The following is a 23,740-nucleotide window of genomic DNA, read 5'->3' as shown; positions in this document are numbered from 1 at the left end:
TAATGCCTTCAATTCGACTGGCTGATCTCGCTCAGCAGTTGGATGCAGAATTACACGGTGATGGCGATATCGTCATCACCGCTGTTGCGTCCATGCAATCTGCTAAAGCAGGCACAATAACGTTCATGGTAAGCCCGAAGTACCGTGAGCACCTGGCTCAATGCCAGGCGTCTGCTGTCGTTCTGACGCAGGACGACCTTCCGTTTGCCACGACAAGCGCACTGGTAGTAAAAAATCCCTACCTGACTTACGCGCGTATGGCTCAAATTCTTGATACCACGCCGCAGCCGGCGCAGAACATTGCTGCCAGTGCAGTCATTGATCCGACGGCGAAGCTGGGTAAAAACGTTGCAATTGGCCCGAATGCCGTTATCGAATCCGATGTTGTTCTCGGTGATAACGTGGTGATTGGCGCGGGTTGTTTCGTGGGTAAACAGACTAAAATTGGTGCAGGCTCCCGTTTGTGGGCTAATGTGACCGTCTATCATGAGATCGAAATCGGCGAAAATTGCCTGATCCAGTCCAGTACCGTGATCGGTTCGGACGGGTTTGGTTATGCCAACGATCGTGGTAACTGGATTAAGATCCCTCAGCTCGGCCGAGTAATTATCGGCGATCGCGTTGAGATCGGCGCATGCACAACGATTGACCGCGGTGCCCTCGACGACACCATCATTGGTAATGGTGTTATCATTGATAACCAATGTCAGATTGCGCATAACGTTGTGATTGGCGACAATACAGCTGTTGCAGGTGGCGTGATCATGGCAGGCAGTCTGAAAATTGGCCGTTACTGCATGATCGGTGGTGCCAGCGTGATCAATGGGCATATGGAAATATGCGACAAGGTCACGGTGACAGGCATGGGTATGGTGATGCGTCCTATCACTGAGCCTGGTGTCTACTCCTCCGGCATTCCGCTGCAACCGAACAAAGTGTGGCGTAAAACCGCAGCTCTGGTGATGAATATTGATGATATGAGCAAGCGTCTCAAAGCGATTGAGCGCAAAATCGATCAACAAGACTAAACGTTCATCCCTATAACGCTAAATTTCCCGGCCTGTCGGCTTTCTTATAAACCGGCAGGCCGTGTTATTATTGCTATTCAGTAAATTTTGACAGGAAGAGTATTTTGACTACCGACACTCATACTCTGCATATTGAAGAGATTTTAGAGCTTCTGCCGCACCGCTACCCGTTTTTGCTGGTAGATCGTGTGCTGGATTTTGAAGAAGGTCGTTTTCTGCGCGCAGTGAAAAATGTCTCTGTAAATGAGCCATTCTTCCAGGGACATTTCCCTGGTAAACCTATCTTCCCGGGTGTGTTGATCCTGGAAGCGATGGCACAGGCTACCGGTATTCTGGCGTTTAAAAGCGTCGGTAAACTGGAGCCAGGTGAACTGTATTACTTCGCGGGTATTGATGAAGCGCGCTTTAAGCGTCCAGTCGTGCCTGGTGATCAGATGATCATGGAAGTGACTTTTGAAAAAACGCGCCGTGGCCTGACGCGCTTCAAAGGCGTTGCGCTGGTTGACGGCAAAGTTGTTTGCGAAGCGACCATGATGTGTGCGCGTAGCCGGGAGGCCTGATACGTGATTGATAAATCCGCCTTTATTCATCCAACCGCCATTGTGGAAGAGGGCGCCGTAATTGGTGCTAACGCCCACATTGGTCCTTTTTGTATTGTCGGACCCCATGTCGTTATTGGCGAGGGTACCGTACTGAAATCTCACGTGGTGGTGAATGGTCATACGACCATTGGCCGCGATAATGAGATCTATCAGTTTGCCTCCATTGGCGAAGTGAACCAGGATCTGAAATATGCTGGCGAACCGACCCGTGTGGAAATCGGCGATCGCAACCGCATTCGCGAAAGCGTCACCATTCATCGTGGCACAGTACAGGGTGGTGGATTGACGAAGGTGGGCAGCGACAACCTCTTTATGGTCAACGCGCATATCGCGCACGACTGTACTGTGGGCAGCCGCTGTATCCTCGCCAACAACGCAACGCTGGCAGGACACGTATCGGTTGACGATTTCGCAATCATTGGCGGCATGACCGCAGTCCATCAATTCTGCATCATTGGTGCACATGTGATGGTCGGCGGTTGCTCCGGTGTGGCGCAGGATGTCCCACCGTATGTGATTGCGCAGGGCAACCATGCGACGCCGTTTGGCGTCAACATTGAAGGTCTTAAGCGTCGTGGCTTTAGCCGCGAAGCGATTACCGCGATCCGCAACGCGTATAAACTGTTGTACCGTAGCGGCAAAACGCTGGAAGAGGCCAAGCCAGAAGTTGCAGAGCTGGCAGAACAGCACCCTGAAGTTAAAGCGTTCACCGAGTTCTTTGAACGCTCAACTCGCGGTCTGATCCGTTAATGGTCGACAATCGTCCATTAACGATAGCCCTGGTCGCCGGAGAAACCTCCGGCGATATTCTTGGTGCAGGTCTTATCCGCGCACTCAAGGCTCGCGTACCCAATGCCCGCTTTGTCGGCGTGGCAGGCCCGCTGATGCAGGCCGAAGGCTGTGAAGCCTGGTACGAAATGGAAGAGCTGGCGGTGATGGGCATTGTTGAAGTGCTAGGCCGTTTACGGCGCCTGCTGCACATCCGCGCCGATCTCACCCGTCGTTTTACCGATCTCAAACCCGATGTGTTCGTCGGGATCGATGCCCCTGATTTCAATATTACCCTCGAAGGGAACCTGAAAAAGCAGGGTATCAAAACGATCCACTATGTCAGTCCGTCCGTCTGGGCGTGGCGACAGAAACGTGTTTTCAAAATAGGCAGATCGACCGATCTGGTGCTTGCTTTTCTGCCTTTCGAAAAAGCGTTTTACGATAGATTCAATGTTCCTTGCCGCTTTATCGGCCATACCATGGCAGACGCCATGCCGCTGGATCCGGATAAAAACGCGGCGCGCGATATTCTTGGCATTCCGCACGACACCCACTGCCTGGCCCTGTTGCCGGGGAGCCGCGGTGCTGAAGTGGAAATGCTCAGCGCCGATTTCCTGAAAACGGCGCAAATCCTTCGCCAGACTTACCCCGATCTTGAAGTCGTTGTGCCGCTGGTAAATGCCAAACGCCGCGAGCAGTTCGAGCGTATTAAAGCCGAAGTGGCCCCTGATCTGCACATCCACCTTCTGGATGGCAAAGGCCGCGAGGCGATGTTCGCCAGCGACGCTGCGCTGCTGGCCTCGGGAACTGCGGCGCTGGAATGCATGCTCGCGAAATGTCCGATGGTAGTGGGTTATCGCATGAAGCCGTTCACCTTCTGGCTGGCGAAACGTCTGGTGAAGACGGATTATGTCTCATTACCTAACCTGCTTGCCGGGCGCGAGCTGGTGAAAGAGTTACTGCAGGATGAGTGTCAGCCTCAGGCATTAGCTGATGCGCTGCTGCCCTTGCTGGCAGACGGCAAAACCAGCCACCAGATGCATGACACTTTCCGGGAGTTGCATCAGCAGATCCGCTGTAATGCCGATGAGCAGGCGGCTGATGCGGTGCTGGAGTTAGCAAAATGATGGAATTTGTTTACCCTCACACGCACCTGGTTGCGGGTGTGGACGAAGTCGGACGCGGTCCGCTGGTGGGTGCGGTAGTGACCGCTGCCGTGATCCTCGATCCGGCTCGCCCGATTGTCGGGCTGAACGACTCAAAAAAGCTTTCTGAAAAACGCCGCCTGGCGCTGTTCGATGAGATCAAAGAAAAAGCGCTGGCGTGGAGCTTAGGCCGCGCCGAGCCAGAAGAGATCGACACGCTGAACATTTTGCATGCCACGATGCTGGCGATGCAGCGCGCCGTTGCCGGGCTGAATATTGTCCCTGAATATGTGCTGATCGACGGAAACCGTTGTCCTGCGCTACCTATGCCGTCGATGGCGGTGGTGAAGGGCGATAGCCGTGTGGCTGAAATCAGCGCAGCGTCTATCATTGCCAAAGTCACGCGCGATGCCGAAATGGCCGCGCTGGACCTCACCTTTCCCCAGTATGGCTTTGCCCAGCACAAGGGGTATCCAACCGCTTTCCATCTGGAAAGACTGGCTGAACACGGCGCAACTGAACATCATCGGCGCAGTTTTGGTCCGGTGAAACGCGCACTGGGACTGGTGTCCTGAATCAATACGCAAGCAATTAAGTAACGCGGAATCTGAAGATGGCTGAACCACGTTTCGTACACCTGCGGGTGCATAGCGACTACTCCATGATTGATGGGCTGGCGAAGACCGGGCCGCTGGTAAAAAAGGCGGCCTCCCTTGGCATGCCTGCGCTGGCGATCACCGATTTCACCAACTTATGCGGTCTGGTGAAGTTCTACGGAACGGCGCACGGCTCCGGCCTGAAGCCGATTGTCGGCGCGGATTTTCACGTCCAGTGCGATTTGATCGGCGATGAACTGACGCAGATTTCCGTGTTAGCCATGAATAACACCGGCTACCAGAATCTGACGCTGCTGATTTCCCGCGCCTACCAGCGCGGCTACGGCGCGGCGGGTCCGTGGATCGATCGCGAGTGGCTGGCAGAGCTGAACGAAGGCTTACTGCTGATCTCCGGTGGCCGCTTGGGTGATGTGGGCAAAAGCCTGCTGCGCGGCAACAGCACGTTGGTGGATCAGTGCGTTGCATTTTATGAAGAACACTTCGCGGATCGTTTCTATCTTGAGCTGATCCGCACCGGTCGTCCTGATGAAGAAAGCTATCTGCATGCGGCGGTGGCCCTTGCGGAAGAACGCGGTCTGCCCGTCGTCGCGACCAACGACGTGCGTTTCCTTGAGCCTGGCGACTTTGATGCGCACGAGATCCGCGTGGCCATCCACGATGGTTTTACTCTCGACGATCCCAAGCGTCCGCGTAACTATTCGTCGCAGCAGTACATGCGCAACGAAGACGAAATGTGTGAGCTGTTTGCCGACATTCCGGAAGCGCTGGAAAACAGCGTCGAAATTGCCCGCCGTTGTAACGTCACTGTTCGTTTAGGCGAATACTTCCTGCCGCAATTCCCGACCGGTGATATGACCACCGAAGATTTCCTCGTGGTGAAATCGAAAGAGGGTCTGGAAGAGCGTCTCGAATTCCTGTTCCCGGATCCGGCCGAACGCGCCGAAAAACGTCCGGCCTACGATGAGCGTCTGGATATTGAACTCCAGGTGATCAACCAGATGGGGTTCCCCGGCTACTTCCTGATCGTTATGGAGTTTATCCAGTGGTCGAAGGATAACGGCGTGCCGGTCGGCCCTGGGCGTGGTTCCGGTGCGGGTTCACTTGTCGCCTACGCGCTCAAAATCACCGACCTCGATCCGCTGGAATTCGACCTGCTGTTTGAACGTTTCCTTAACCCGGAACGTGTTTCGATGCCTGACTTCGACGTTGACTTCTGCATGGAGAAACGCGACCAGGTGATTGAGCACGTCGCGGACATGTACGGTCGTGACGCGGTATCGCAGATTATTACCTTCGGTACGATGGCGGCGAAAGCGGTTATCCGCGACGTGGGTCGCGTGCTCGGCCATCCGTACGGTTTTGTCGATCGCATCTCCAAACTGGTGCCACCCGATCCAGGTATGACGCTGGCGAAAGCCTTTGAAGCGGAACCTCAGCTACCGGAAATCTACGAAGCTGACGAAGAGGTAAAAGCGCTGATCGACATGGCGCGCAAGCTGGAAGGTGTCACGCGTAACGCCGGTAAACACGCCGGTGGCGTGGTCATCGCGCCGACTAAAATCACCGATTTTGCCCCGCTGTATTGCGATGAGTCAGGGCAACATCCGGTCACCCAGTTTGATAAGAACGACGTAGAGTACGCGGGCCTGGTGAAGTTCGACTTCCTTGGTTTGCGAACGCTCACTATCATCGACTGGGCGCTGAAGATGATCAACCCGCGCCGGGCCAAACAGGGCCTGGAGCCGATTGATATCGCCGCCATCCCCCTCGATGATAAGAAAAGCTTCGACATGCTGCAGCGCTCGGAAACCACAGCGGTATTCCAGCTTGAATCGCGCGGCATGAAAGATCTGATTAAACGTCTTCAGCCCGACTGCTTCGAAGATATGATCGCACTGGTGGCCCTGTTCCGTCCGGGGCCGTTGCAGTCAGGGATGGTAGATAACTTTATCGACCGTAAGCATGGTCGCGAAGAGATCTCTTACCCTGACGTCCAGTGGCAGCACGAGTGTCTGAAACCCGTTCTAGAGCCAACTTACGGCATTATCCTGTACCAGGAACAGGTGATGCAGATTGCTCAGGAGCTTTCCGGCTACACCCTTGGCGGCGCGGATATGCTGCGTCGTGCAATGGGTAAGAAAAAGCCGGAAGAGATGGCCAAGCAGCGCGGCACCTTTGAAGAGGGGGCGAAAAGCCGTGGCGTTGACGGTGAGCTGGCGATAAAAATTTTCGACCTGGTAGAGAAATTCGCCGGTTACGGATTTAACAAATCGCACTCTGCTGCTTACGCGCTGGTCTCGTATCAAACCCTGTGGCTGAAAGCGCACTACCCGGCAGAATTTATGGCGGCCGTCATGACCGCCGATATGGATAACACCGAGAAAGTGGTCGGCCTGGTCGACGAATGCTGGCGCATGGGGCTGAAAATCCTGCCTCCGGATATTAACGCCGGGATGTACCATTTCCACGTCAACGACGACGGCGAAATTGTCTACGGGATTGGCGCCATCAAAGGCGTAGGCGAAGGTCCAATCGAAGCCATTATCGAAGCGCGTAACAATGGCGGTTATTTCCGTGAGCTTTTCGATCTCTGTGCCCGTACCGACACCAAAAAGCTGAACCGCCGGGTGCTGGAAAAACTGATTATGTCCGGGGCGTTTGACCGCCTTGGGCCGCATCGCGCAGCGCTGATGAATTCCCTCGGCGATGCGTTGAAAGCCGCCGATCAGCACGCAAAAGCGGAAGCGATCGGTCAGGCGGATATGTTTGGCGTGCTGGCAGAAGAGCCTGAGCAAATTGAGCAATCATATGCCAACTGCCAGCCGTGGCCGGAACATACGGTGCTGGAAGGGGAGCGTGAGACGTTAGGGTTGTACCTGACGGGGCACCCGATCAACCAGTATCTGAAAGAAATTGAGCGCTATGTCGGAGGCTACAGGCTAAAAGACATGCATCCGACAGAACGTGGTAAAATGACCACGGCGGCGGGGCTCGTCATTGCTGCGCGGGTTATGGTCACCAAGCGCGGTAATCGCATCGGCATCTGTACGCTGGATGACCGTTCCGGGCGGCTGGAGGTGATGTTATTCACCGAAGCGCTGGAAAAATACCAGCATTTGCTGGAAAACGACCGCATACTTATCGTCAGCGGACAGGTCAGCTTTGATGACTTCAGCGGCGGGCTTAAAATGATGGCCCGTGAAGTGATGGATATTGACGAAGCCCGGGAAAAATATGCTCGCGGGCTTGCTATCTCGCTGACGGACAGGCAAATTGATGACCAGCTTTTAAACCGACTCCGTCAGTCTCTGGAACCCCATCGATCGGGGACCATTCCAGTACATCTCTACTATCAGAGGGCGGATGCACGCGCGCGGTTGCGCTTTGGTGCAACGTGGCGTGTCTCTCCGAGCGATCGTTTACTTAACGATCTCCGTGGCCTCATTGGTTCGGAGCAGGTGGAACTGGAGTTTGACTAATACAGGAATACTATGAGTCTGAATTTCCTTGATTTCGAACAGCCGATTGCAGAGCTGGAAGCGAAAATCGATTCTTTGACAGCGGTAAGCCGTCAGGATGAAAAACTGGATATTAACATCGACGAAGAAGTGCATCGTCTGCGTGAAAAAAGCGTAGAACTGACGCGCAAAATCTTTGCCGATCTCGGCGCATGGCAGATTGCCCAGCTGGCTCGTCATCCACAGCGCCCGTACACCCTGGATTATGTCCGCCTGGCGTTTGATGAATTTGACGAACTGGCAGGCGATCGCGCTTATGCTGACGACAAAGCCATTGTTGGCGGTATCGCTCGTCTGGATGGTCGCCCGGTGATGATCATTGGTCATCAGAAAGGCCGTGAAACCAAAGAGAAAATCCGTCGTAACTTTGGGATGCCAGCGCCGGAAGGCTACCGTAAGGCCCTGCGCCTGATGGAAATGGCAGAGCGCTTTAACATGCCTATCGTGACCTTTATCGACACCCCAGGTGCATACCCAGGTGTTGGTGCAGAAGAGCGCGGTCAGTCTGAAGCTATCGCACGTAACCTGCGTGAAATGTCGCGTCTGTCCGTTCCGGTGATTTGTACCGTGATCGGTGAAGGCGGCTCCGGTGGCGCATTGGCTATCGGCGTGGGCGATAAAGTGAATATGCTGCAGTACAGCACCTATTCCGTTATCTCCCCTGAAGGCTGTGCCTCCATTCTGTGGAAGAGTGCAGACAAAGCGCCGCTGGCAGCGGAAGCAATGGGTATCATCGCACCACGTCTGAAAGAGCTGAAACTGATCGATACCGTGATCCCAGAACCACTGGGTGGCGCGCACCGTAAGCCGGAAGTGATGGCCGCTTCCCTTAAGGCGCAGCTGCTGGCTGACCTGGCCGATCTCGATGTGCTGAGCAAAGAGGACCTGCTCAACCGTCGCTATCAGCGCCTGATGAGCTACGGTTACGCGTAAGTTGCACACATAAATCTTAAAAGCCGCACACTGTTGCGGCTTTTTTTATACCTGCCGTTTACCTCGGCTATGCTTATCTAATGTTTTTCAAGGAGGTAGACCATGAACATCATTGCCATCATGGGTCCACATGGCGTCTTTTATAAAGACGAGCCCATCAAGGAGCTGGAAAAATCACTGCAGTCCCGCGGATTTCAGCTTATCTGGCCGAACAACAGCGCCGATCTACTGAAGGTTATCGAACACAATCCACGCATCTGTGGCGTCGTTTTCGACTGGGATGAGTACGACCTGGAGCTGTGCAGCGATATCAATCAACTTAATGAATATCTGCCGCTGTACGCCTTTATCAATACTCATTCGACGATGGACGTTAGCGCTCACGATATGCGCATGGCGCTGTGGTTTTTTGAGTATGCCCTCGGCGCTGCCGACGATATTGCGACGCGTATCGAGCAATACACGCACGAGTATCTCGATAACATCACGCCTCCTTTTACCCGCGCGCTGTTCAATTACGTAAAAGAGGGCAAATACACCTTCTGCACGCCGGGCCATATGGCGGGTACGGCGTATCAGAAAAGCCCGGTGGGCTGCCTGTTCTACGATTTCTTTGGCGGCAACACGTTGAAAGCGGATGTCTCGATTTCGGTCACAGAGCTGGGATCGCTGCTGGATCACACCGGCCCGCATCTGGAGGCGGAAGAGTATATTGCCCGCACCTTCGGCGCCGAGCAGAGTTATATGGTGACGAACGGAACGTCGACTTCCAATAAGATTGTCGGGATGTACGCCGCCCCGGCCGGAAGTACGCTGCTGATTGATCGCAACTGCCACAAATCGCTGGCCCATCTGCTGATGATGAGCGATGTCATCCCGCTCTGGCTGTCGCCGACGCGAAATGCGTTAGGCATCCTTGGAGGCATTCCACGCAGGGAGTTTTCTCACGCCGCCATAGAACAAAAAGTCGCATCTGTTGAAGGGGCGAGCTGGCCCATTCACGCCGTGATCACCAACTCGACCTACGACGGGCTGCTATACAACACCAACTGGATAAAGCAGACGCTGGATGTCCCCTCGATCCACTTTGATTCCGCCTGGGTTCCTTACACGAATTTCCACCCGATCTATGCGGGCAAAAGCGGAATGAGCGGTGAGCGGGTGCTGGGCAAAGTGTTCTTCGAAACCCAGTCGACGCACAAAATGCTGGCGGCATTTTCGCAGGCATCATTGATCCATATTAAGGGCGAATACGACGAAGAGACCTTCAACGAAGCCTTTATGATGCACACCACCACATCGCCGAGCTATCCGCTGGTGGCCTCGATTGAAACGGCAGCCGCGATGCTGAGGGGGAATCCGGGCAAACGCTTGATCAATCGTTCGGTAGAGCGAGCGCTCCATTTCCGCAAAGAGGTCCAGCGACTCAAAGACGAAGCCGACGGCTGGTTCTTTGATATCTGGCAGCCGGAGGAGATTGATGAAGCGGAGTGCTGGTCCGTCGCGCCAGGTGAGAGCTGGCATGGATTCCGCGATGCTGATGCGGATCATATGTTCCTCGATCCGGTAAAAGTCACCATTCTGACACCGGGAATGGATGAGCAGGGGACGATGAGCGATGACGGCATTCCCGCTGCTCTGGTGGCGAAATTCCTCGATGAGCGCGGCGTAGTGGTAGAGAAAACCGGGCCGTACAATCTGCTGTTTTTGTTCAGTATTGGCATCGATAAAACCCGCGCAATGGGGCTATTACGGGGACTGATGGAGTTCAAACGTGCCTACGATCTCAATCTGCGGGTAAAAAATATGCTGCCGGATCTGTATGCCGAGGATCCAGATTTCTACCGCAACATGCGGATCCAGGATCTGGCTCAGGGGATCCACAAGCTGATCCGCCAGCACGATCTGCCCCGGCTGATGCTGCAGGCGTTTGACGTTTTACCTGAAATGAAACTGACGCCGCACAAAGCCTGGCAACGTCAGGTGAAAGGGGAAGTGGAAACTATCGAGCTGGAAAATCTGGTGGGACGCATATCGGCGAATATGATCCTGCCTTATCCGCCAGGCGTTCCGCTTTTGATGCCGGGCGAGATGATTACCGAACAAAGCCGGGCTGTGCTCGATTTCCTGCTGATGCTGTGCTCGGTGGGGCGGCACTATCCCGGGTTTGAGACCGATATTCACGGGGCGAAACGCGATGAAAACGGCGGCTACTGGGTGCGAGTCTTAAAAAATAGCTGAGCCCTTGCGTGCCAGGGGGCTCGGTTGTAACGTTTACTCCTCATAAAAAGGAGAGGCTATGCTGGGTTTAAAACAGGTTCACCATATTGCGATCATTGCGACTGACTATGCCAAAAGTAAGGCATTTTATTGCGACATTCTCGGGTTCACGCTGATGAGCGAAGCGTATCGCGCCGAGCGTGATTCGTGGAAAGGTGACCTGGCGTTGAACGGGCAATATGTGATTGAGCTGTTCTCTTTTCCTTTCCCGCCAGCACGCCCGTCGCGGCCTGAAGCCTGTGGGCTTCGCCATCTGGCCTTCAGCGTAGGGGATATTGAGCAGGCGGTGCAGCATCTCGACGCGCATGGCGTGAAGTGCGAAGCCATTCGCATCGATCCCTTTACCGACAAGCGCTTTACGTTCTTCAACGATCCGGACGATTTGCCGCTGGAGCTTTATCAGCAGTAATGCTTGCCATCCATGACAATGCTCGGTAATTTTCCGGGCATTGTCTCTCTGTGAACGCCTCTATGACCCGACCTGCGATTGCCCAGTCAGTTTCTCCTTACCGCCAGCTGCTGGTGGGCTTTAGCGGTGGCCTGGATTCAACCGTCCTGCTGCACCGACTGATGCTATGGCGCGAACAGGAACCGGATGTGAAAATCCGCGCGATTCATATTCATCACGGGTTGAGTCCCTTTGCCGATGAGTGGGTCGCTCACTGCGAGTCGCTTTGCCTGGCCTGGAATATCCCGCTTTTGATTGAACGTGTGACGCTGTTAGATGAAGGTCGCGGGACTGAAGCCCAGGCACGGAAAGCGCGCTATGCTGCCTTTGAGAAATCATTTCTGCCCGGCGAAGCGATTGTCACGGCGCAGCATCTCGACGATCAGTGTGAAACCTTCTTATTAGCGCTCAAACGCGGCAGCGGCCCGGCAGGATTATCCGCGATGGCTGAGCGCAGTGAATTTGTCGGTACGCACTTATTACGCCCATTGCTGGGTGAAACCCGCGCTTCACTGGAGCGCTGGGCGCAGGAACATCATCTTCGTTGGATTGAAGATGAAAGCAATCAGGATGACGCCTACGACCGGAACTTCCTTCGCCTGCGCATTTTGCCCGAACTTTCTCAGCGTTGGCCGCACTTTGCCGAGGCGACGGCAAGGAGTGCGAAATTATGCGCAGAGCAGGAGAGCTTGCTGGATGAACTCCTCAGCGAAGAGCTGGAAAGCCTGATGTCGCAAGAGCGAGCGCTGCGCATTGCGCCGCTGCAGGCGATGAGCGCGGTGCGCCGTGGAGTGCTGCTGCGACGCTGGCTGGCCGGTCATAATGCCCAAATGCCCTCGCGCGACATGCTCAACCGCATCTGGGAAGAGGTCGTGCAGGCGCGCGAAGATGCCAATCCGTGCTTACGCTTTAACGATTTTGAACTGAGACGCTACAAAGAGCAGCTCTGGTGGATCAAGCATCAGCCGTCACTGGCCGATGAAATCCTTCCGTGGGACAACATCCTTGAGCCACGGGAACTGCCGCAGGGTGCGGGCCAGGTTTGTCTTGAAGGGGCCGGGAATGTACGGCTGCCGGAGGCGGGTGAAAAGGTAACGATCCGCTTTAAGGCCAGCGGGAATTTACACATTGTGGGTCGTAACGGCGGGCGCAAGCTGAAAAAAATCTGGCAGGAGTGCCATATCCCGCCCTGGCTACGTGATTCCACGCCTCTGCTTTTTTATGGCGAAAATTTGATTGCGGCGGCGGGCGTGTTTATCACGCAGGAAGGCTGGGCGGAACAGGGTGTGAGTTTCGAGCGGAAAGCGTAACGGGCAGTGAGCTGCCCGTTAAAAGGAATTAGGATTCGCTCACCACGACGGTGCCGATATCCGGATGACTAAAGCTGGCAATTTTATCGAGACGAAGTTCACGCGTTGCACCTGCGTCTTCGACGACCAGATATTCAACGTTCTTACGTGATACAAGGTCACTCGCTTTTGCTTTCAGCTCCTCGCCGTCTTTTAAGGCCAGCGCCAGGATCAGGTGATTCTGGCAGGCAAGCTCGAGGTTATCGTAGTCATCACAGTTGATGGGTTGATAGGTATCATTCATTGACATAATCGCTCACCAGTAAATTCGCAGCAGCATACGCCGCTTTTTCCCTGACCGATTCTGAAAGGCTGGCGTCCGACGCCACTTCATTCAGCACTTTCAATACACAGCCCAACGCATCCGGGATATACCCCAGATCTCCGCTGGCAATTTCCGCATACCTTTTGCGAATTAACTCACAATAATTTTCCACATCCCCTCCTGCCAGCGCACTGACGTTACTGTGAGATACACTTAAGCCTACGAAGATAAACTCGGTTTAGCAAGGTGACTATACCATACTCATTCAAGCAATATCAGCGCCTTGATATTGCTGAGATTCGCCGCTGCGTAACAGCCTTTTGGCCGGAATTTCGCTACAATGGGCACCTGATTCGAATGGAGTTCTCTCATGGCGCTGAAAGCGACAATTTATAAAGCGGTAGTCAACGTAGCTGACCTTGACCGCAACCAGTTTCTCGATGCGTCGTTAACGCTGGCCCGTCACCCGTCCGAAACGCAGGAGCGCATGATGCTGCGCCTGCTGGCGTGGATAAAGTACGCCAATGAACGCCTGCAATTTACGCGTGGTTTGAGCGCTGAAGAAGAGCCGGAAGCCTGGCTGCGTAACGATCATATGGGTATCGATTTGTGGATCGAACTGGGTCTGCCGGACGAGCGTCGTATGAAAAAGGCCTGCACTCAGGCGGCTGAAGTCGCGATTTTCGCCTATAATCAACGTGCTGCGGAGATCTGGTGGCAGCAAAACCAGCGTAAATGCGCGCAGTATTCGCACCTGTCGGTATGGTATCTGGATGACGAACAGCTGGCGCAACTGACCGCGTTTGCCACCCGTACGATGGCACTGCAGGCGACGATTCAGGATGGGGCAATCTGGCTGTCTGATGCTCAGAATAATCTGGAAATTCATCTGACTGCGTGGCAATCCCCCTCATGATTGTGGTGTCCCGAACCGTTACCATTCCTGATAATGAGCTGGAAATTACCGCGATCCGGGCTCAGGGTGCGGGCGGCCAGCATGTAAATAAAGCCTCAACGGCGATTCATCTGCGCTTTGACATTCGGGCCTCCAGCCTGCCAGAGTCCTATAAAGAAGCCCTGCTGGCTGCCAGCCATCATCTGATTACCAGCGATGGCGTCATCATTATTAAGGCGCAAGAGTACCGCAGCCAGGATTTGAATCGCGAAGCCGCACTTTCCCGGCTGGTGGCGGTCATACAGGAGCTTACTGCGGTGCAAAAAAGCCGCCGGGCCACGCGACCGACGCGGGCGTCGAAAGAGCGCCGATTGTCATCAAAAGCGCAGAAATCCACCGTAAAATCACTGCGTGGAAAAGTACGTCGGCCCCAGGAATAACGTACCAGGATTACATTGTTATAAGGAATTCATCGTGAATAAAGCGATATTGTCAGTGTTGGCCGCGTCCACACTGTTTGCATTAATAGGGTGTAACAACCGTGCCGAGATGCAGACTCTGCAACCGACGCATTCGGAAGAGTTGAAGCCGATGCAGCAGAGCTGGCGCGGCGTTCTGCCGTGCGCAGACTGTGAAGGTATTGAAACGACTCTGTTCCTGGAAAAGGACGGTTCATGGGTGATGAACCAGCGCTATCAGGGCGCGAAAGAGCCCTCTTCCTTTGCGTCTTATGGTAAATGGGCACGCACGGCTGAGAAGCTGGTGCTGACGGATGCTGAAGGCGAGAAAACCTATTTCCGTGCCAAAGGCGAGGGCATGGAGATGCTGGATCGAGAAGGGAATCCAATCGAGTCCCAGTTTAATTACACCCTTGCGCCAGTTAAAGCGGCGCTGCCGTCCACCCCAATGGCAATGCGCGGCATGTATTTCTACATGGCGGATGCAGCGGTCTTCACCGACTGTGTAACAGGCAAAAAAGTGAGTGTCGCGAACAATGCCCAACTGGAACGTGATTATGCCGTGGCGCGCGGGAATGACAGCAAGCCGGTACTGTTGACGGTGGACGGTCACTTCACGCTGGAGCCGAACCCTGACAGCGGTGAGATGGTCAAAACGCTGGTGACGGATAAGAATGCGAAGTTTGTGGCGGGTAAAGACTGCGACAGCAAGTAGGACTGAATCAGACGTAAAAGAAAACCCCGCCGAGGCGGGGTTTTTTATGTCTTAACCTTTGATGGCTTTCACCAGGTAATCAAGAATGTCGCCAGTCTTGATCATCTGCTTCTCGCCGCTGCGACGGTATTTGTATTCAATCTCGTCGCTGTCGAGGTTACGGTCGCCGATGACGACTGTGTGTGGGATACCGATCAGTTCCATATCCGCAAACATCACGCCCGGACGCTCTTTACGGTCGTCCATCAGCACTTCGATGCCCTGCGCGCGAAGTTCGCTGTACAGTTTCTCAGCCAGTTCCTGAACACGGTAAGACTTGTGCATGTTCATTGGCAAAATCGCTACCTGGAACGGCGCGATATTGTCTGGCCAGACGATGCCGCGCTCGTCGTGGTTCTGCTCAATGGCAGCAGCCACAACGCGCGTCACACCGATACCGTAGCAACCCATGGTCAGGGTCTGGTTACGACCGTCTTCACCCTGAACGGCTGCGTTCAGCGCCTGGGAGTACTTCGTCCCCAACTGGAAGATATGGCCCACTTCGATACCGCGTTTAATCTGAAGATGACCCTGGCCGTCCGGGCTTGGATCGCCGGCAACCACGTTACGGATATCCGCCACTTCTGGCGTCGCGGTGTCGCGATCCCAGTTGATGCCAAAGTAGTGCTTACCGTCGATGTTAGCGCCAGCAGAGAAATCGCTCATGGCGGCAACGGTACGGTCGATAACGACTGGAACCGGCAGATTAACTGGACCCAGCGAACCTGGACCTGCATTAATCACCGCGCGGATTTCCGCTTCGGTGGCAAATGTCAGCGGGCTTGCAACCTGCGGCAGTTTTTCGGCTTTCACTTCGTTCAGCTCGTGATCGCCACGAACCAGCAGGGCAACCAGCGGATACGCGCTACCTTCAACGGATTTCACCAGCAGCGTTTTCACCGTTTTCTCAATCGGCAGATTGAACTGCTCAACCAGCTCGGCGATGGTTTTCGCGTTTGGCGTGTCGACCAGTTTCATCTCTTCGGTCGCCGCTGCGCGCGGAGTGGCTGGTGCCAGCGCTTCGGCAAATTCGATGTTCGCCGCGTAGTCAGAGGTATCGGAGAAGATCACATCATCTTCGCCGCTCAGAGCCAGCACCTGGAATTCGTGAGAGGCGCTACCGCCGATTGAACCGGTATCAGCCTGTACAGCGCGGAAATCCAGACCCATACGGGAGAAGATTTTGCTGTAGGCACCGTACATCACGTCGTAAGTTTCCTGCAGAGATTCCTGTGAGGTATGGAAAGAGTAGGCATCTTTCATCAGGAATTCGCGGGAACGCATCACGCCGAAACGCGGGCGAACTTCGTCACGGAACTTGGTCTGGATCTGGAAGAAGTTCAGCGGCAGCTGTTTGTACGAGTTCAGCTCGTTACGGATCAGGTCAGTGATCACTTCTTCATGCGTTGGGCCGAGCACAAACGGACGCTCGCCGCGATCAACAAAGCGCAGCAGTTCCGGGCCGTACTGCTCCCAGCGACCACTTTCCATCCACAGGTCAGCGGGCTGAACCACAGGCATGGACACCTCGATAGCACCGGCGTTGTTCATCTCTTCACGCACGATGTTTTCGACTTTTTTCAGGACGCGCAGGCCGGTCGGCAACCAGGTGTACAACCCGGAGGCCAGCTTGCGGATCATCCCGGCGCGCAGCATCAGCTGGTGGCTGATGACTTCAGCGTCGGCAGGTGTCTCCTTCAGTGTGGAGAGCAGATATTGGCTAGTACGCATGTTGTTACGGTTCCATTTCGACGATTGGACCAGGCTGAAACGTCAGACTGACACAAAAAAAGTGGTTTAGTTTACCAGTGTGGCAAAGATGCCAAAAGAGAGGAAAAATAAAATTAGCGCTCTTCCAGCGCAAAGACTTCAAAACCTGCCTCGGTGACGCGCCAGCGTACGTTAAAATCGAGCAACAGGACGGCGTATGTTTTGCCTGCCTCTTCCTCTTTTCTGTAGGCGGGTCGCGGATCTTGCGCCAGAACGTCGACAATAAAATCTTTCAGGCGAGGGTAACGCTTTTCCAGATGCAGGAGCTGTGTGCTGACCTCTGCCGTGAATCCAACGGGCATATCTGCCGATGGGGCCTGCTGGGCATAGCTCGCGCGAGCGTCGGGCAGCGCTTCGGCAAAGGGCAGATAGGGTTTGATATCCACCACGGGCGTGCCGTCGACCAGATCCAGACTGCCTAACTGCAGAATCACCTGATCCTTCTGGCAGCGAATGCCTTGTAGCTCAACGAGCGACATGCCTACAGGATTTGGGCGGAAGGTCGAACGCGTGGCAAACACCCCCATTCTGGCATTCCCGCCCAGTCGGGGAGGGCGTACCGTCGGGCGCCAGCCACCTTCCATCGTTTGATGAAAGATAAACAGCACCCACAGATGGCTGAATGCCTCCAGGCCACGCACCGCATCGGCCTGGTTATAAGGGGCAATTAAGTGAAGTTCGCCGCCGCCGCTTTTGACCAGACCAGGCTGGCGTGGCACGGCAAACTTCTCTTTATAAGGCGAGCGGATAACACCTATCTGCTCAAACTGAAATGCACTCATTTAGCCGTGACGTTAAGGGCGTTGCCCATACACACAGCCTGACGATAGCAGCCTGGCGTACCGCTGGTAACTTCACAGCTGTGCAGCAAGACGGCGTTGGCTTTCATTTTGGCGGCATTAATCTGCAGGCGTTTACGCGCCGTTGGGATATTTGGCGGAGAGTCCTGATTGCTGGCCTGGCAGGATTCACCGGTGACTTCACCCAGATCGCGGAATGGCTTGCCAATCAGATCTTCAGCTTTGGTGTAGATTTTTACCGGCGCAGGACGCGGCGGTTTTGGTTTTGCTGGCTCCACCTTCGGTGGGGTTGCAGTGCTTTTAACAGGTTCAACAGGAGATCTGCTTAGCATTGAACAGCCGCTCAGCATGAGTGCTAAAAGACAGATCGGTAAAGCACGCATAATATTTCCTCAATGAATAATCAAATCGTCAGTTATTGAATCAGTTGCCTGCATAAATGACAAGACGGGCTTTCGCCCGTCTTGAATGATATTACAGAAAGGTCAGATTACCAGCCTTTAACAGCGCCGCCGTTAAACACTTTGTTGGCTTCCTGGTAAACTTCTTCAGACTGGTATGCCTGAACGAATTTTTTCACGTTTTCCGCGTCTTTGTTATCTTCGCGGCTCACGATCAGGTTAACGTACGGGGAGTCTTTGTCTTCAACAAAGATGCCGTCTTTTGCTGGTGTCAGGCCAATCTGGCTGGCGTAAGTGGTGTTGATCACCGCCAGCGCAATCTGCGCATCGTCCAGAGAGCGTGGCAGCTGTGGTGCTTCCAGCTCAACCAGCTTCAGGTTTTTCGGGTTTTCAGTCACATCCAGCACGGTTGGCAGCAAGCCCACGCCATCTTTCAGTTTGATCAGACCCACTTTCTGCAGCAGCAGCAGCGAACGGCCCAGGTTGGTTGGGTCGTTAGGAATCGCGACCTGAGAACCCGGCTGCAGTTCTTCCAGAGATTTGATTTTTTTAGAGTAGCCAGCAATTGGATAAACGAAGGTGTTCGCTACGGCAACCAGTTTGTAGCCACGGTCTTTAATCTGCTGATCCAGATATGGTTTGTGCTGGAAGGCGTTAGCATCGATGTCGCCTTTGCTCAGCGCTTCGTTCGGCAGAACATAGTCGTTAAAGGTTACCAGCTCAACGTCCAGGCCATACTTCTCTTTTGCGACTTTCTGCGCAACTTCTGCAACCTGCTGCTCAGCGCCAACAATGACGCCCACTTTGATATGGTTTGGATCTTTTTCATCCTGACCGCAACCCACCAGAGCCAGGGAGCCGATCAGTGCGCCTACCGCAGCAAAGGTCTTCAATTTAAACGTCATGTTATATCCTTAATTCGTCGAGTTTGCGTTGTGTAACGTTATTTGTGAGTAACAGCCCGGACGATGCGATCGCCAGAGAATTGAATGAGATATACCAGCACAACCAGCAATACCAGAACGGTGTTCATTACGGTAGCGTTATAACCAATATAACCATATTGATAGCCGATCTGACCCAGACCGCCCGCCCCGACAGCACCGCCCATGGCGGAATACCCGACCAGCGTGATAAGGGTAATCGTTGCCGCATTCACCAGACCTGGCAGCGCTTCGGGTAACAGCACTTTGCGTACGATCTGCATTGGCGTCGCGCCCATGGCACGAGAGGCCTCGATCAGACCGGTTGGAATTTCCAGCAGAGCATTCTCAACCATACGCGCGATAAACGGCGCGGCGCCTACGGTCAGCGGCACAATGGCAGCCTGCAGACCAATCGATGTCCCCACGATGACACGAGTAAATGGAATCATCCACACCAGCAGGATAATAAAAGGAATCGACCGGAAGATGTTTACCAGCGCAGAGAGCGTGCGGTAAAGCTTCGCGTTTTCGATAATTTGCCCTGGACGCGTGACGTACAGCAGCACGCCAACCGGCAGGCCAATCACAAAACCAAAGAATCCTGATACGAAGGTCATTGCCAGCGTTTCCCAAACGCCGCGAACCAGCAGCCACATCATCGGCTCAGACATAACCCAGTACCTCTACTTTTACATGGTGTTCCTGCAGCCAGGCAATTGCGGCTTGCGTCTCTTCTTGTGTTCCGTGCATTTCCGTCAGCATGATGCCGAACTTCACGCCACCGGCGTAATCCATCTGAGCGCTAATAATGTTGTTATTCACATTAAAGCGACGTGCTGTTTCGGAAAGCAGAGGGGCATCAACGGACTGACCGGTGAATTCCATGCGCAACATTGGAACGCTGTCAGGAGCTGATTCCACTTTTAAACGCGCCAGATAATCTTCCGGGATATCCAGATGCAGAGTGGACTGAATGAACTGCTGGGCAAGGGGCGTTTTCGGATGCGAGAACACTTCGCTGACGGTGTCCTGCTCGATCAGTTCACCGTTGCTGATTACCGCAACGCAATCGCAAATGCGCTTAACAACATCCATCTCATGAGTAATAAGAAGGATGGTCAGCCCGAGGCGACGGTTTATGTCTTTCAATAATTCCAGAATAGAGCGGGTGGTTGCCGGATCCAGTGCGCTGGTGGCTTCGTCGCAGAGCAGCACTTTAGGGTTGCTTGCCAGCGCACGGGCTATCGCCACGCGCTGTTTCTGGCCACCGGACAGATTAGCCGGGTAGCTGTCATGCTTATCAGACAGGCCAACCAACTCCAGCAGCTCGGTTACCCGGAGTTTCACTTCTTCTTTTGGCGTGTTGTCCAGCTCCAGCGGAAGCGCAACGTTACCAAAAACAGTACGTGATGCCAGCAGGTTAAAGTGCTGGAAAATCATGCCTATCTGACGACGGGCCTGAGTTAATTCTTTTTCGGAAAGTTTGGTCAGTTCCTGGCCGCCAACCTGGACGCTACCTTCGGTCGGACGCTCGAGCAGGTTAACGCAACGGATGAGCGTACTTTTACCGGCACCCGATGCGCCAATGACGCCATAAATCTGTCCAGCCGGAACATGCAGGCTGACATTGTTCAGCGCCTGAATGGTTCGGGTTCCTTGCTGGAACACTTTGGTGATATTGGAAAGTTTAATCATTAGATTATTTTTATCGTATGTAAGTTAGCCGTGGCATTTTGTTCTGCCAGATACGGGGTTCAACCGTAAACAAAATGGATGTTAAGGCATCCAGACGTCTAAATCAATCCAACAGTGCGCGATGAGCACTTTCTTGCGCGGTGAAACATGAGATAATAGCGGCACATGCCTTTTTCAGGAGCAAACCCGTGGCAAAATCAGTACCCGCAATTTTTCTCGATCGTGACGGCACCATTAATGTCGATCACGGTTATGTGCATGAGATTGATGAGTTCGAATTCATCGACGGCGTTATTGACGCCATGCGCGAACTTAAAGCGATGGGGTATGCGCTGGTGGTGGTGACCAATCAGTCGGGGATCGCCCGGGGTAAATTTACCGAAGCGCAATTCGAAACGCTGACCGAGTGGATGGACTGGTCACTGGCCGATCGGGATGTAGAGCTGGACGGTATCTATTATTGTCCGCATCACCCGCAAGGGACCGTCGAAGAATACCGCCAGACATGTGATTGCCGTAAACCTCATCCTGGGATGTTTATCTCTGCGCAGGAATTCCTGCACATTGATATGGCCTCTTCTTATATGGTGGGCGACAAACTGGAAGATATGCAGGCGGCAACAGCAGCAGGCGTGGGCACTAAAGTATTAGTTCGCACCGGTAAGCCGGTTACCCCAGAAGCTGAAAGCGCGGCAGATCTGGTACTGAATAGCCTTGCAGACCTGCCAAAAGCGCTCAAAATGCAGCAAAAATAGGCGTCACGTTGAAAAAATGAGCGGTTGAAATAAAAATGTATTTTTCCGCTTGTCATTCCTCTGAAGCTCCCTATAATGCGCCTCCATCGACACGGCAGATGTGAATCACTTCACACAAACAGCCGGTTCGGTTGAGGAGAAAAAATCCTGAAATTCAGGGTTGACTCTGAAAGAGGAAAGCGTAATATACGCCACCTCGCAACGGTGAGCGAAAGCCGCGTTGCACTGCTCTTTAACAATTTATCAGACAATCTGTGTGGGCACTCAAAGTGACATGGATTCTAAACGTCGAAAGACGCTAAATGAATACTCAAAGTCTCTGAGTGAACATACGTAATTCATTACGAAGTTTAATTCACGAGCATCAAACTTAAATTGAAGAGTTTGATCATGGCTCAGATTGAACGCTGGCGGCAGGCCTAACACATGCAAGTCGAGCGGTAGCACAGAGAGCTTGCTCTCGGGTGACGAGCGGCGGACGGGTGAGTAATGTCTGGGAAACTGCCTGATGGAGGGGGATAACTACTGGAAACGGTAGCTAATACCGCATAACGTCGCAAGACCAAAGAGGGGGACCTTCGGGCCTCTTGCCATCAGATGTGCCCAGATGGGATTAGCTAGTAGGTGGGGTAACGGCTCACCTAGGCGACGATCCCTAGCTGGTCTGAGAGGATGACCAGCCACACTGGAACTGAGACACGGTCCAGACTCCTACGGGAGGCAGCAGTGGGGAATATTGCACAATGGGCGCAAGCCTGATGCAGCCATGCCGCGTGTATGAAGAAGGCCTTCGGGTTGTAAAGTACTTTCAGCGAGGAGGAAGGCATTGAGGTTAATAACCTCAGTGATTGACGTTACTCGCAGAAGAAGCACCGGCTAACTCCGTGCCAGCAGCCGCGGTAATACGGAGGGTGCAAGCGTTAATCGGAATTACTGGGCGTAAAGCGCACGCAGGCGGTCTGTCAAGTCGGATGTGAAATCCCCGGGCTCAACCTGGGAACTGCATTCGAAACTGGCAGGCTAGAGTCTTGTAGAGGGGGGTAGAATTCCAGGTGTAGCGGTGAAATGCGTAGAGATCTGGAGGAATACCGGTGGCGAAGGCGGCCCCCTGGACAAAGACTGACGCTCAGGTGCGAAAGCGTGGGGAGCAAACAGGATTAGATACCCTGGTAGTCCACGCCGTAAACGATGTCGACTTGGAGGTTGTTCCCTTGAGGAGTGGCTTCCGGAGCTAACGCGTTAAGTCGACCGCCTGGGGAGTACGGCCGCAAGGTTAAAACTCAAATGAATTGACGGGGGCCCGCACAAGCGGTGGAGCATGTGGTTTAATTCGATGCAACGCGAAGAACCTTACCTACTCTTGACATCCAGAGAACTTAGCAGAGATGCTTTGGTGCCTTCGGGAACTCTGAGACAGGTGCTGCATGGCTGTCGTCAGCTCGTGTTGTGAAATGTTGGGTTAAGTCCCGCAACGAGCGCAACCCTTATCCTTTGTTGCCAGCGGTCCGGCCGGGAACTCAAAGGAGACTGCCAGTGATAAACTGGAGGAAGGTGGGGATGACGTCAAGTCATCATGGCCCTTACGAGTAGGGCTACACACGTGCTACAATGGCGTATACAAAGAGAAGCGACCTCGCGAGAGCAAGCGGACCTCATAAAGTACGTCGTAGTCCGGATTGGAGTCTGCAACTCGACTCCATGAAGTCGGAATCGCTAGTAATCGTAGATCAGAATGCTACGGTGAATACGTTCCCGGGCCTTGTACACACCGCCCGTCACACCATGGGAGTGGGTTGCAAAAGAAGTAGGTAGCTTAACCTTCGGGAGGGCGCTTACCACTTTGTGATTCATGACTGGGGTGAAGTCGTAACAAGGTAACCGTAGGGGAACCTGCGGTTGGATCACCTCCTTACCTGAAAGAACCTGCCTTTGTAGTGTCCACACAGATTGTCTGATGAAAAATAAGCAGTAAAAAATCTCTGCAGGCTTGTAGCTCAGGTGGTTAGAGCGCACCCCTGATAAGGGTGAGGTCGGTGGTTCAAGTCCACTCAGGCCTACCAAATTTATCCTGATACTGCGTTGTGAAACGGCTCGCATACTTCAGTATGCTTCGTCCTTCCACGCCTTGTCTCAGTCTAAATTACCGGTAATGAGATTTAGCATTTGTGATGGGGTTATAGCTCAGCTGGGAGAGCGCCTGCCTTGCACGCAGGAGGTCTGCGGTTCGATCCCGCATAGCTCCACCATCCTTTTACTGCGAACAACAAGAAAACTTCAGAGTGTACCTGAAAAGGTTCACTGCGAAGTTTTGCTCTTTAAAAATCTGGATC

At 53.7% G+C, this 23,740-nt stretch carries 22 protein-coding genes, 2 tRNA genes and 1 rRNA gene; 17 read left to right on the top strand and 8 right to left on the bottom strand.

The window, feature by feature from the left end:
* Positions 1–2 precede the first annotated feature (2 nt).
* The 10 genes from lpxD to tilS all read left to right on the top strand — a co-directional run bounded on the left by lpxD (position 3) and on the right by tilS (position 12,652).
* Complete coding sequence (gene lpxD, locus DAI21_RS00345; RefSeq protein WP_107702221.1) at positions 3–1,028, top strand: UDP-3-O-(3-hydroxymyristoyl)glucosamine N-acyltransferase; 1,026 nt, start codon at positions 3–5, stop codon at positions 1,026–1,028.
* A 104-nt stretch (positions 1,029–1,132) separates the two neighbouring features.
* Positions 1,133–1,588 carry a 3-hydroxyacyl-ACP dehydratase FabZ gene (gene fabZ / locus DAI21_RS00340; protein ID WP_007373234.1) on the top strand — a complete coding sequence of 152 codons (456 nt, stop codon included), beginning with the start codon at positions 1,133–1,135 and terminating at the stop codon, positions 1,586–1,588.
* A gap of 3 nt (positions 1,589–1,591) precedes the next feature.
* Positions 1,592–2,380: an acyl-ACP--UDP-N-acetylglucosamine O-acyltransferase gene (lpxA, locus tag DAI21_RS00335; protein ID WP_100777550.1), complete on the top strand. Its 789-nt coding sequence runs from the start codon at positions 1,592–1,594 to the stop codon at positions 2,378–2,380.
* Positions 2,380–3,528, top strand: a complete 1,149-nt coding sequence (lpxB, locus tag DAI21_RS00330; RefSeq protein ID WP_107702220.1) for a lipid-A-disaccharide synthase — start codon at positions 2,380–2,382, stop codon at positions 3,526–3,528. Before lpxA ends, lpxB begins: the two co-directional genes overlap by 1 nt.
* Complete coding sequence (gene rnhB / locus DAI21_RS00325; RefSeq protein ID WP_102104634.1) at positions 3,525–4,121, top strand: ribonuclease HII; 597 nt, start codon at positions 3,525–3,527, stop codon at positions 4,119–4,121. Before lpxB ends, rnhB begins: the two co-directional genes overlap by 4 nt.
* 38 nt (positions 4,122–4,159) lie before the next feature.
* A complete protein-coding gene (dnaE, locus tag DAI21_RS00320) occupies positions 4,160–7,642 on the top strand; it encodes a DNA polymerase III subunit alpha (protein WP_107702219.1) in 3,483 nt (1,160 codons plus the stop codon).
* Positions 7,643–7,654: 12 nt separating this feature from the next.
* Positions 7,655–8,614: an acetyl-CoA carboxylase carboxyl transferase subunit alpha gene (accA, locus tag DAI21_RS00315; RefSeq protein ID WP_100777546.1), complete on the top strand. Its 960-nt coding sequence runs from the start codon at positions 7,655–7,657 to the stop codon at positions 8,612–8,614.
* Positions 8,615–8,716: 102 nt separating this feature from the next.
* Positions 8,717–10,855, top strand: coding sequence for a lysine decarboxylase LdcC (locus tag DAI21_RS00310; protein WP_107702218.1), 2,139 nt, complete (start codon positions 8,717–8,719; stop codon positions 10,853–10,855).
* Positions 10,856–10,913: 58 nt separating this feature from the next.
* Entirely contained in the window at positions 10,914–11,303 is a 390-nt protein-coding gene (locus tag DAI21_RS00305; RefSeq protein WP_107702217.1) for a VOC family protein, read from the top strand.
* 62 nt (positions 11,304–11,365) lie between these two features.
* On the top strand, positions 11,366–12,652 hold the full coding sequence (gene tilS / locus DAI21_RS00300) for a tRNA lysidine(34) synthetase TilS (protein ID WP_107702216.1): 1,287 nt from the start codon (positions 11,366–11,368) through the stop codon (positions 12,650–12,652).
* A gap of 28 nt (positions 12,653–12,680) precedes the next feature.
* Here the strand turns inward: tilS and rof are convergent, their stop codons facing one another.
* Together rof and DAI21_RS00290 are read right to left on the bottom strand one after the other, a co-directional pair.
* The gene (gene rof, locus DAI21_RS00295; RefSeq protein WP_100777542.1) at positions 12,681–12,941 is read right to left on the bottom strand and encodes a Rho-binding antiterminator; all 261 of its coding nucleotides are present in this window, start codon (positions 12,939–12,941) and stop codon (positions 12,681–12,683) included.
* Positions 12,928–13,128, bottom strand: a complete 201-nt coding sequence (locus DAI21_RS00290) for a YaeP family protein (protein ID WP_095280858.1) — start codon at positions 13,126–13,128, stop codon at positions 12,928–12,930. The genes rof and DAI21_RS00290 overlap by 14 nt, the downstream gene beginning before the upstream one ends.
* Positions 13,129–13,326: 198 nt before the next feature.
* Here DAI21_RS00290 and DAI21_RS00285 point away from each other — a divergent pair, with 198 nt between their 5' ends.
* The 3 genes from DAI21_RS00285 to nlpE are packed head-to-tail and all read left to right on the top strand — an operon-like array spanning position 13,327 to position 15,024.
* Complete coding sequence (locus DAI21_RS00285; protein ID WP_107702215.1) at positions 13,327–13,872, top strand: YaeQ family protein; 546 nt, start codon at positions 13,327–13,329, stop codon at positions 13,870–13,872.
* Entirely contained in the window at positions 13,869–14,291 is a 423-nt protein-coding gene (arfB, locus tag DAI21_RS00280) for an alternative ribosome rescue aminoacyl-tRNA hydrolase ArfB (RefSeq protein ID WP_100777540.1), read from the top strand. The genes DAI21_RS00285 and arfB overlap by 4 nt, the downstream gene beginning before the upstream one ends.
* 34 nt (positions 14,292–14,325) lie before the next feature.
* Positions 14,326–15,024 (top strand): envelope stress response activation lipoprotein NlpE, encoded by a 699-nt coding sequence (nlpE, locus tag DAI21_RS00275; RefSeq protein WP_100777539.1) that lies wholly within the window; start codon positions 14,326–14,328, stop codon positions 15,022–15,024.
* Between the two features lie 51 nt (positions 15,025–15,075).
* Here the strand turns inward: nlpE and proS are convergent, their stop codons facing one another.
* From proS to metN, 6 genes are all read right to left on the bottom strand, one after another.
* Positions 15,076–16,794 carry a proline--tRNA ligase gene (gene proS, locus DAI21_RS00270; RefSeq protein ID WP_107702214.1) on the bottom strand — a complete coding sequence of 573 codons (1,719 nt, stop codon included), beginning with the start codon at positions 16,792–16,794 and terminating at the stop codon, positions 15,076–15,078.
* 113 nt (positions 16,795–16,907) lie between these two features.
* On the bottom strand, positions 16,908–17,615 hold the full coding sequence (gene tsaA, locus DAI21_RS00265) for a tRNA (N6-threonylcarbamoyladenosine(37)-N6)-methyltransferase TrmO (protein WP_107702213.1): 708 nt from the start codon (positions 17,613–17,615) through the stop codon (positions 16,908–16,910).
* Positions 17,612–18,016 (bottom strand): Rcs stress response system protein RcsF, encoded by a 405-nt coding sequence (gene rcsF, locus DAI21_RS00260; RefSeq protein WP_107702212.1) that lies wholly within the window; start codon positions 18,014–18,016, stop codon positions 17,612–17,614. Before rcsF ends, tsaA begins: the two co-directional genes overlap by 4 nt.
* Positions 18,017–18,123: 107 nt before the next feature.
* Complete coding sequence (gene metQ / locus DAI21_RS00255) at positions 18,124–18,939, bottom strand: methionine ABC transporter substrate-binding lipoprotein MetQ (protein ID WP_100777535.1); 816 nt, start codon at positions 18,937–18,939, stop codon at positions 18,124–18,126.
* Positions 18,940–18,977: 38 nt separating this feature from the next.
* Positions 18,978–19,631: a methionine ABC transporter permease MetI gene (locus DAI21_RS00250; protein WP_003856130.1), complete on the bottom strand. Its 654-nt coding sequence runs from the start codon at positions 19,629–19,631 to the stop codon at positions 18,978–18,980.
* Complete coding sequence (gene metN, locus DAI21_RS00245) at positions 19,624–20,655, bottom strand: methionine ABC transporter ATP-binding protein MetN (protein WP_102104640.1); 1,032 nt, start codon at positions 20,653–20,655, stop codon at positions 19,624–19,626. Before metN ends, DAI21_RS00250 begins: the two co-directional genes overlap by 8 nt.
* 188 nt (positions 20,656–20,843) lie before the next feature.
* Here metN and gmhB point away from each other — a divergent pair, with 188 nt between their 5' ends.
* From gmhB to DAI21_RS00225, 4 genes are all read left to right on the top strand, one after another.
* The gene (gene gmhB, locus DAI21_RS00240; RefSeq protein ID WP_107702211.1) at positions 20,844–21,410 is read left to right on the top strand and encodes a D-glycero-beta-D-manno-heptose 1,7-bisphosphate 7-phosphatase; all 567 of its coding nucleotides are present in this window, start codon (positions 20,844–20,846) and stop codon (positions 21,408–21,410) included.
* Positions 21,411–21,782: 372 nt separating this feature from the next.
* Positions 21,783–23,322: ribosomal RNA gene (locus tag DAI21_RS00235) — 16S ribosomal RNA — on the top strand.
* Positions 23,323–23,393: 71 nt separating this feature from the next.
* Positions 23,394–23,470 (top strand) — tRNA-Ile (locus DAI21_RS00230).
* A gap of 110 nt (positions 23,471–23,580) precedes the next feature.
* Positions 23,581–23,656, top strand: a tRNA-Ala gene (locus DAI21_RS00225).
* Positions 23,657–23,740: the final 84 nt, after the last annotated feature.

It is taken from the genome of Lelliottia sp. WB101 (assembly GCF_003051885.1).
Classification (GTDB): Bacteria; Pseudomonadota; Gammaproteobacteria; order Enterobacterales; family Enterobacteriaceae; genus Enterobacter; species Enterobacter nimipressuralis.
The sequence above is the reverse complement of the archived record's forward strand: the minus strand, read 5'-3'. Positions and strand labels throughout refer to the sequence as shown.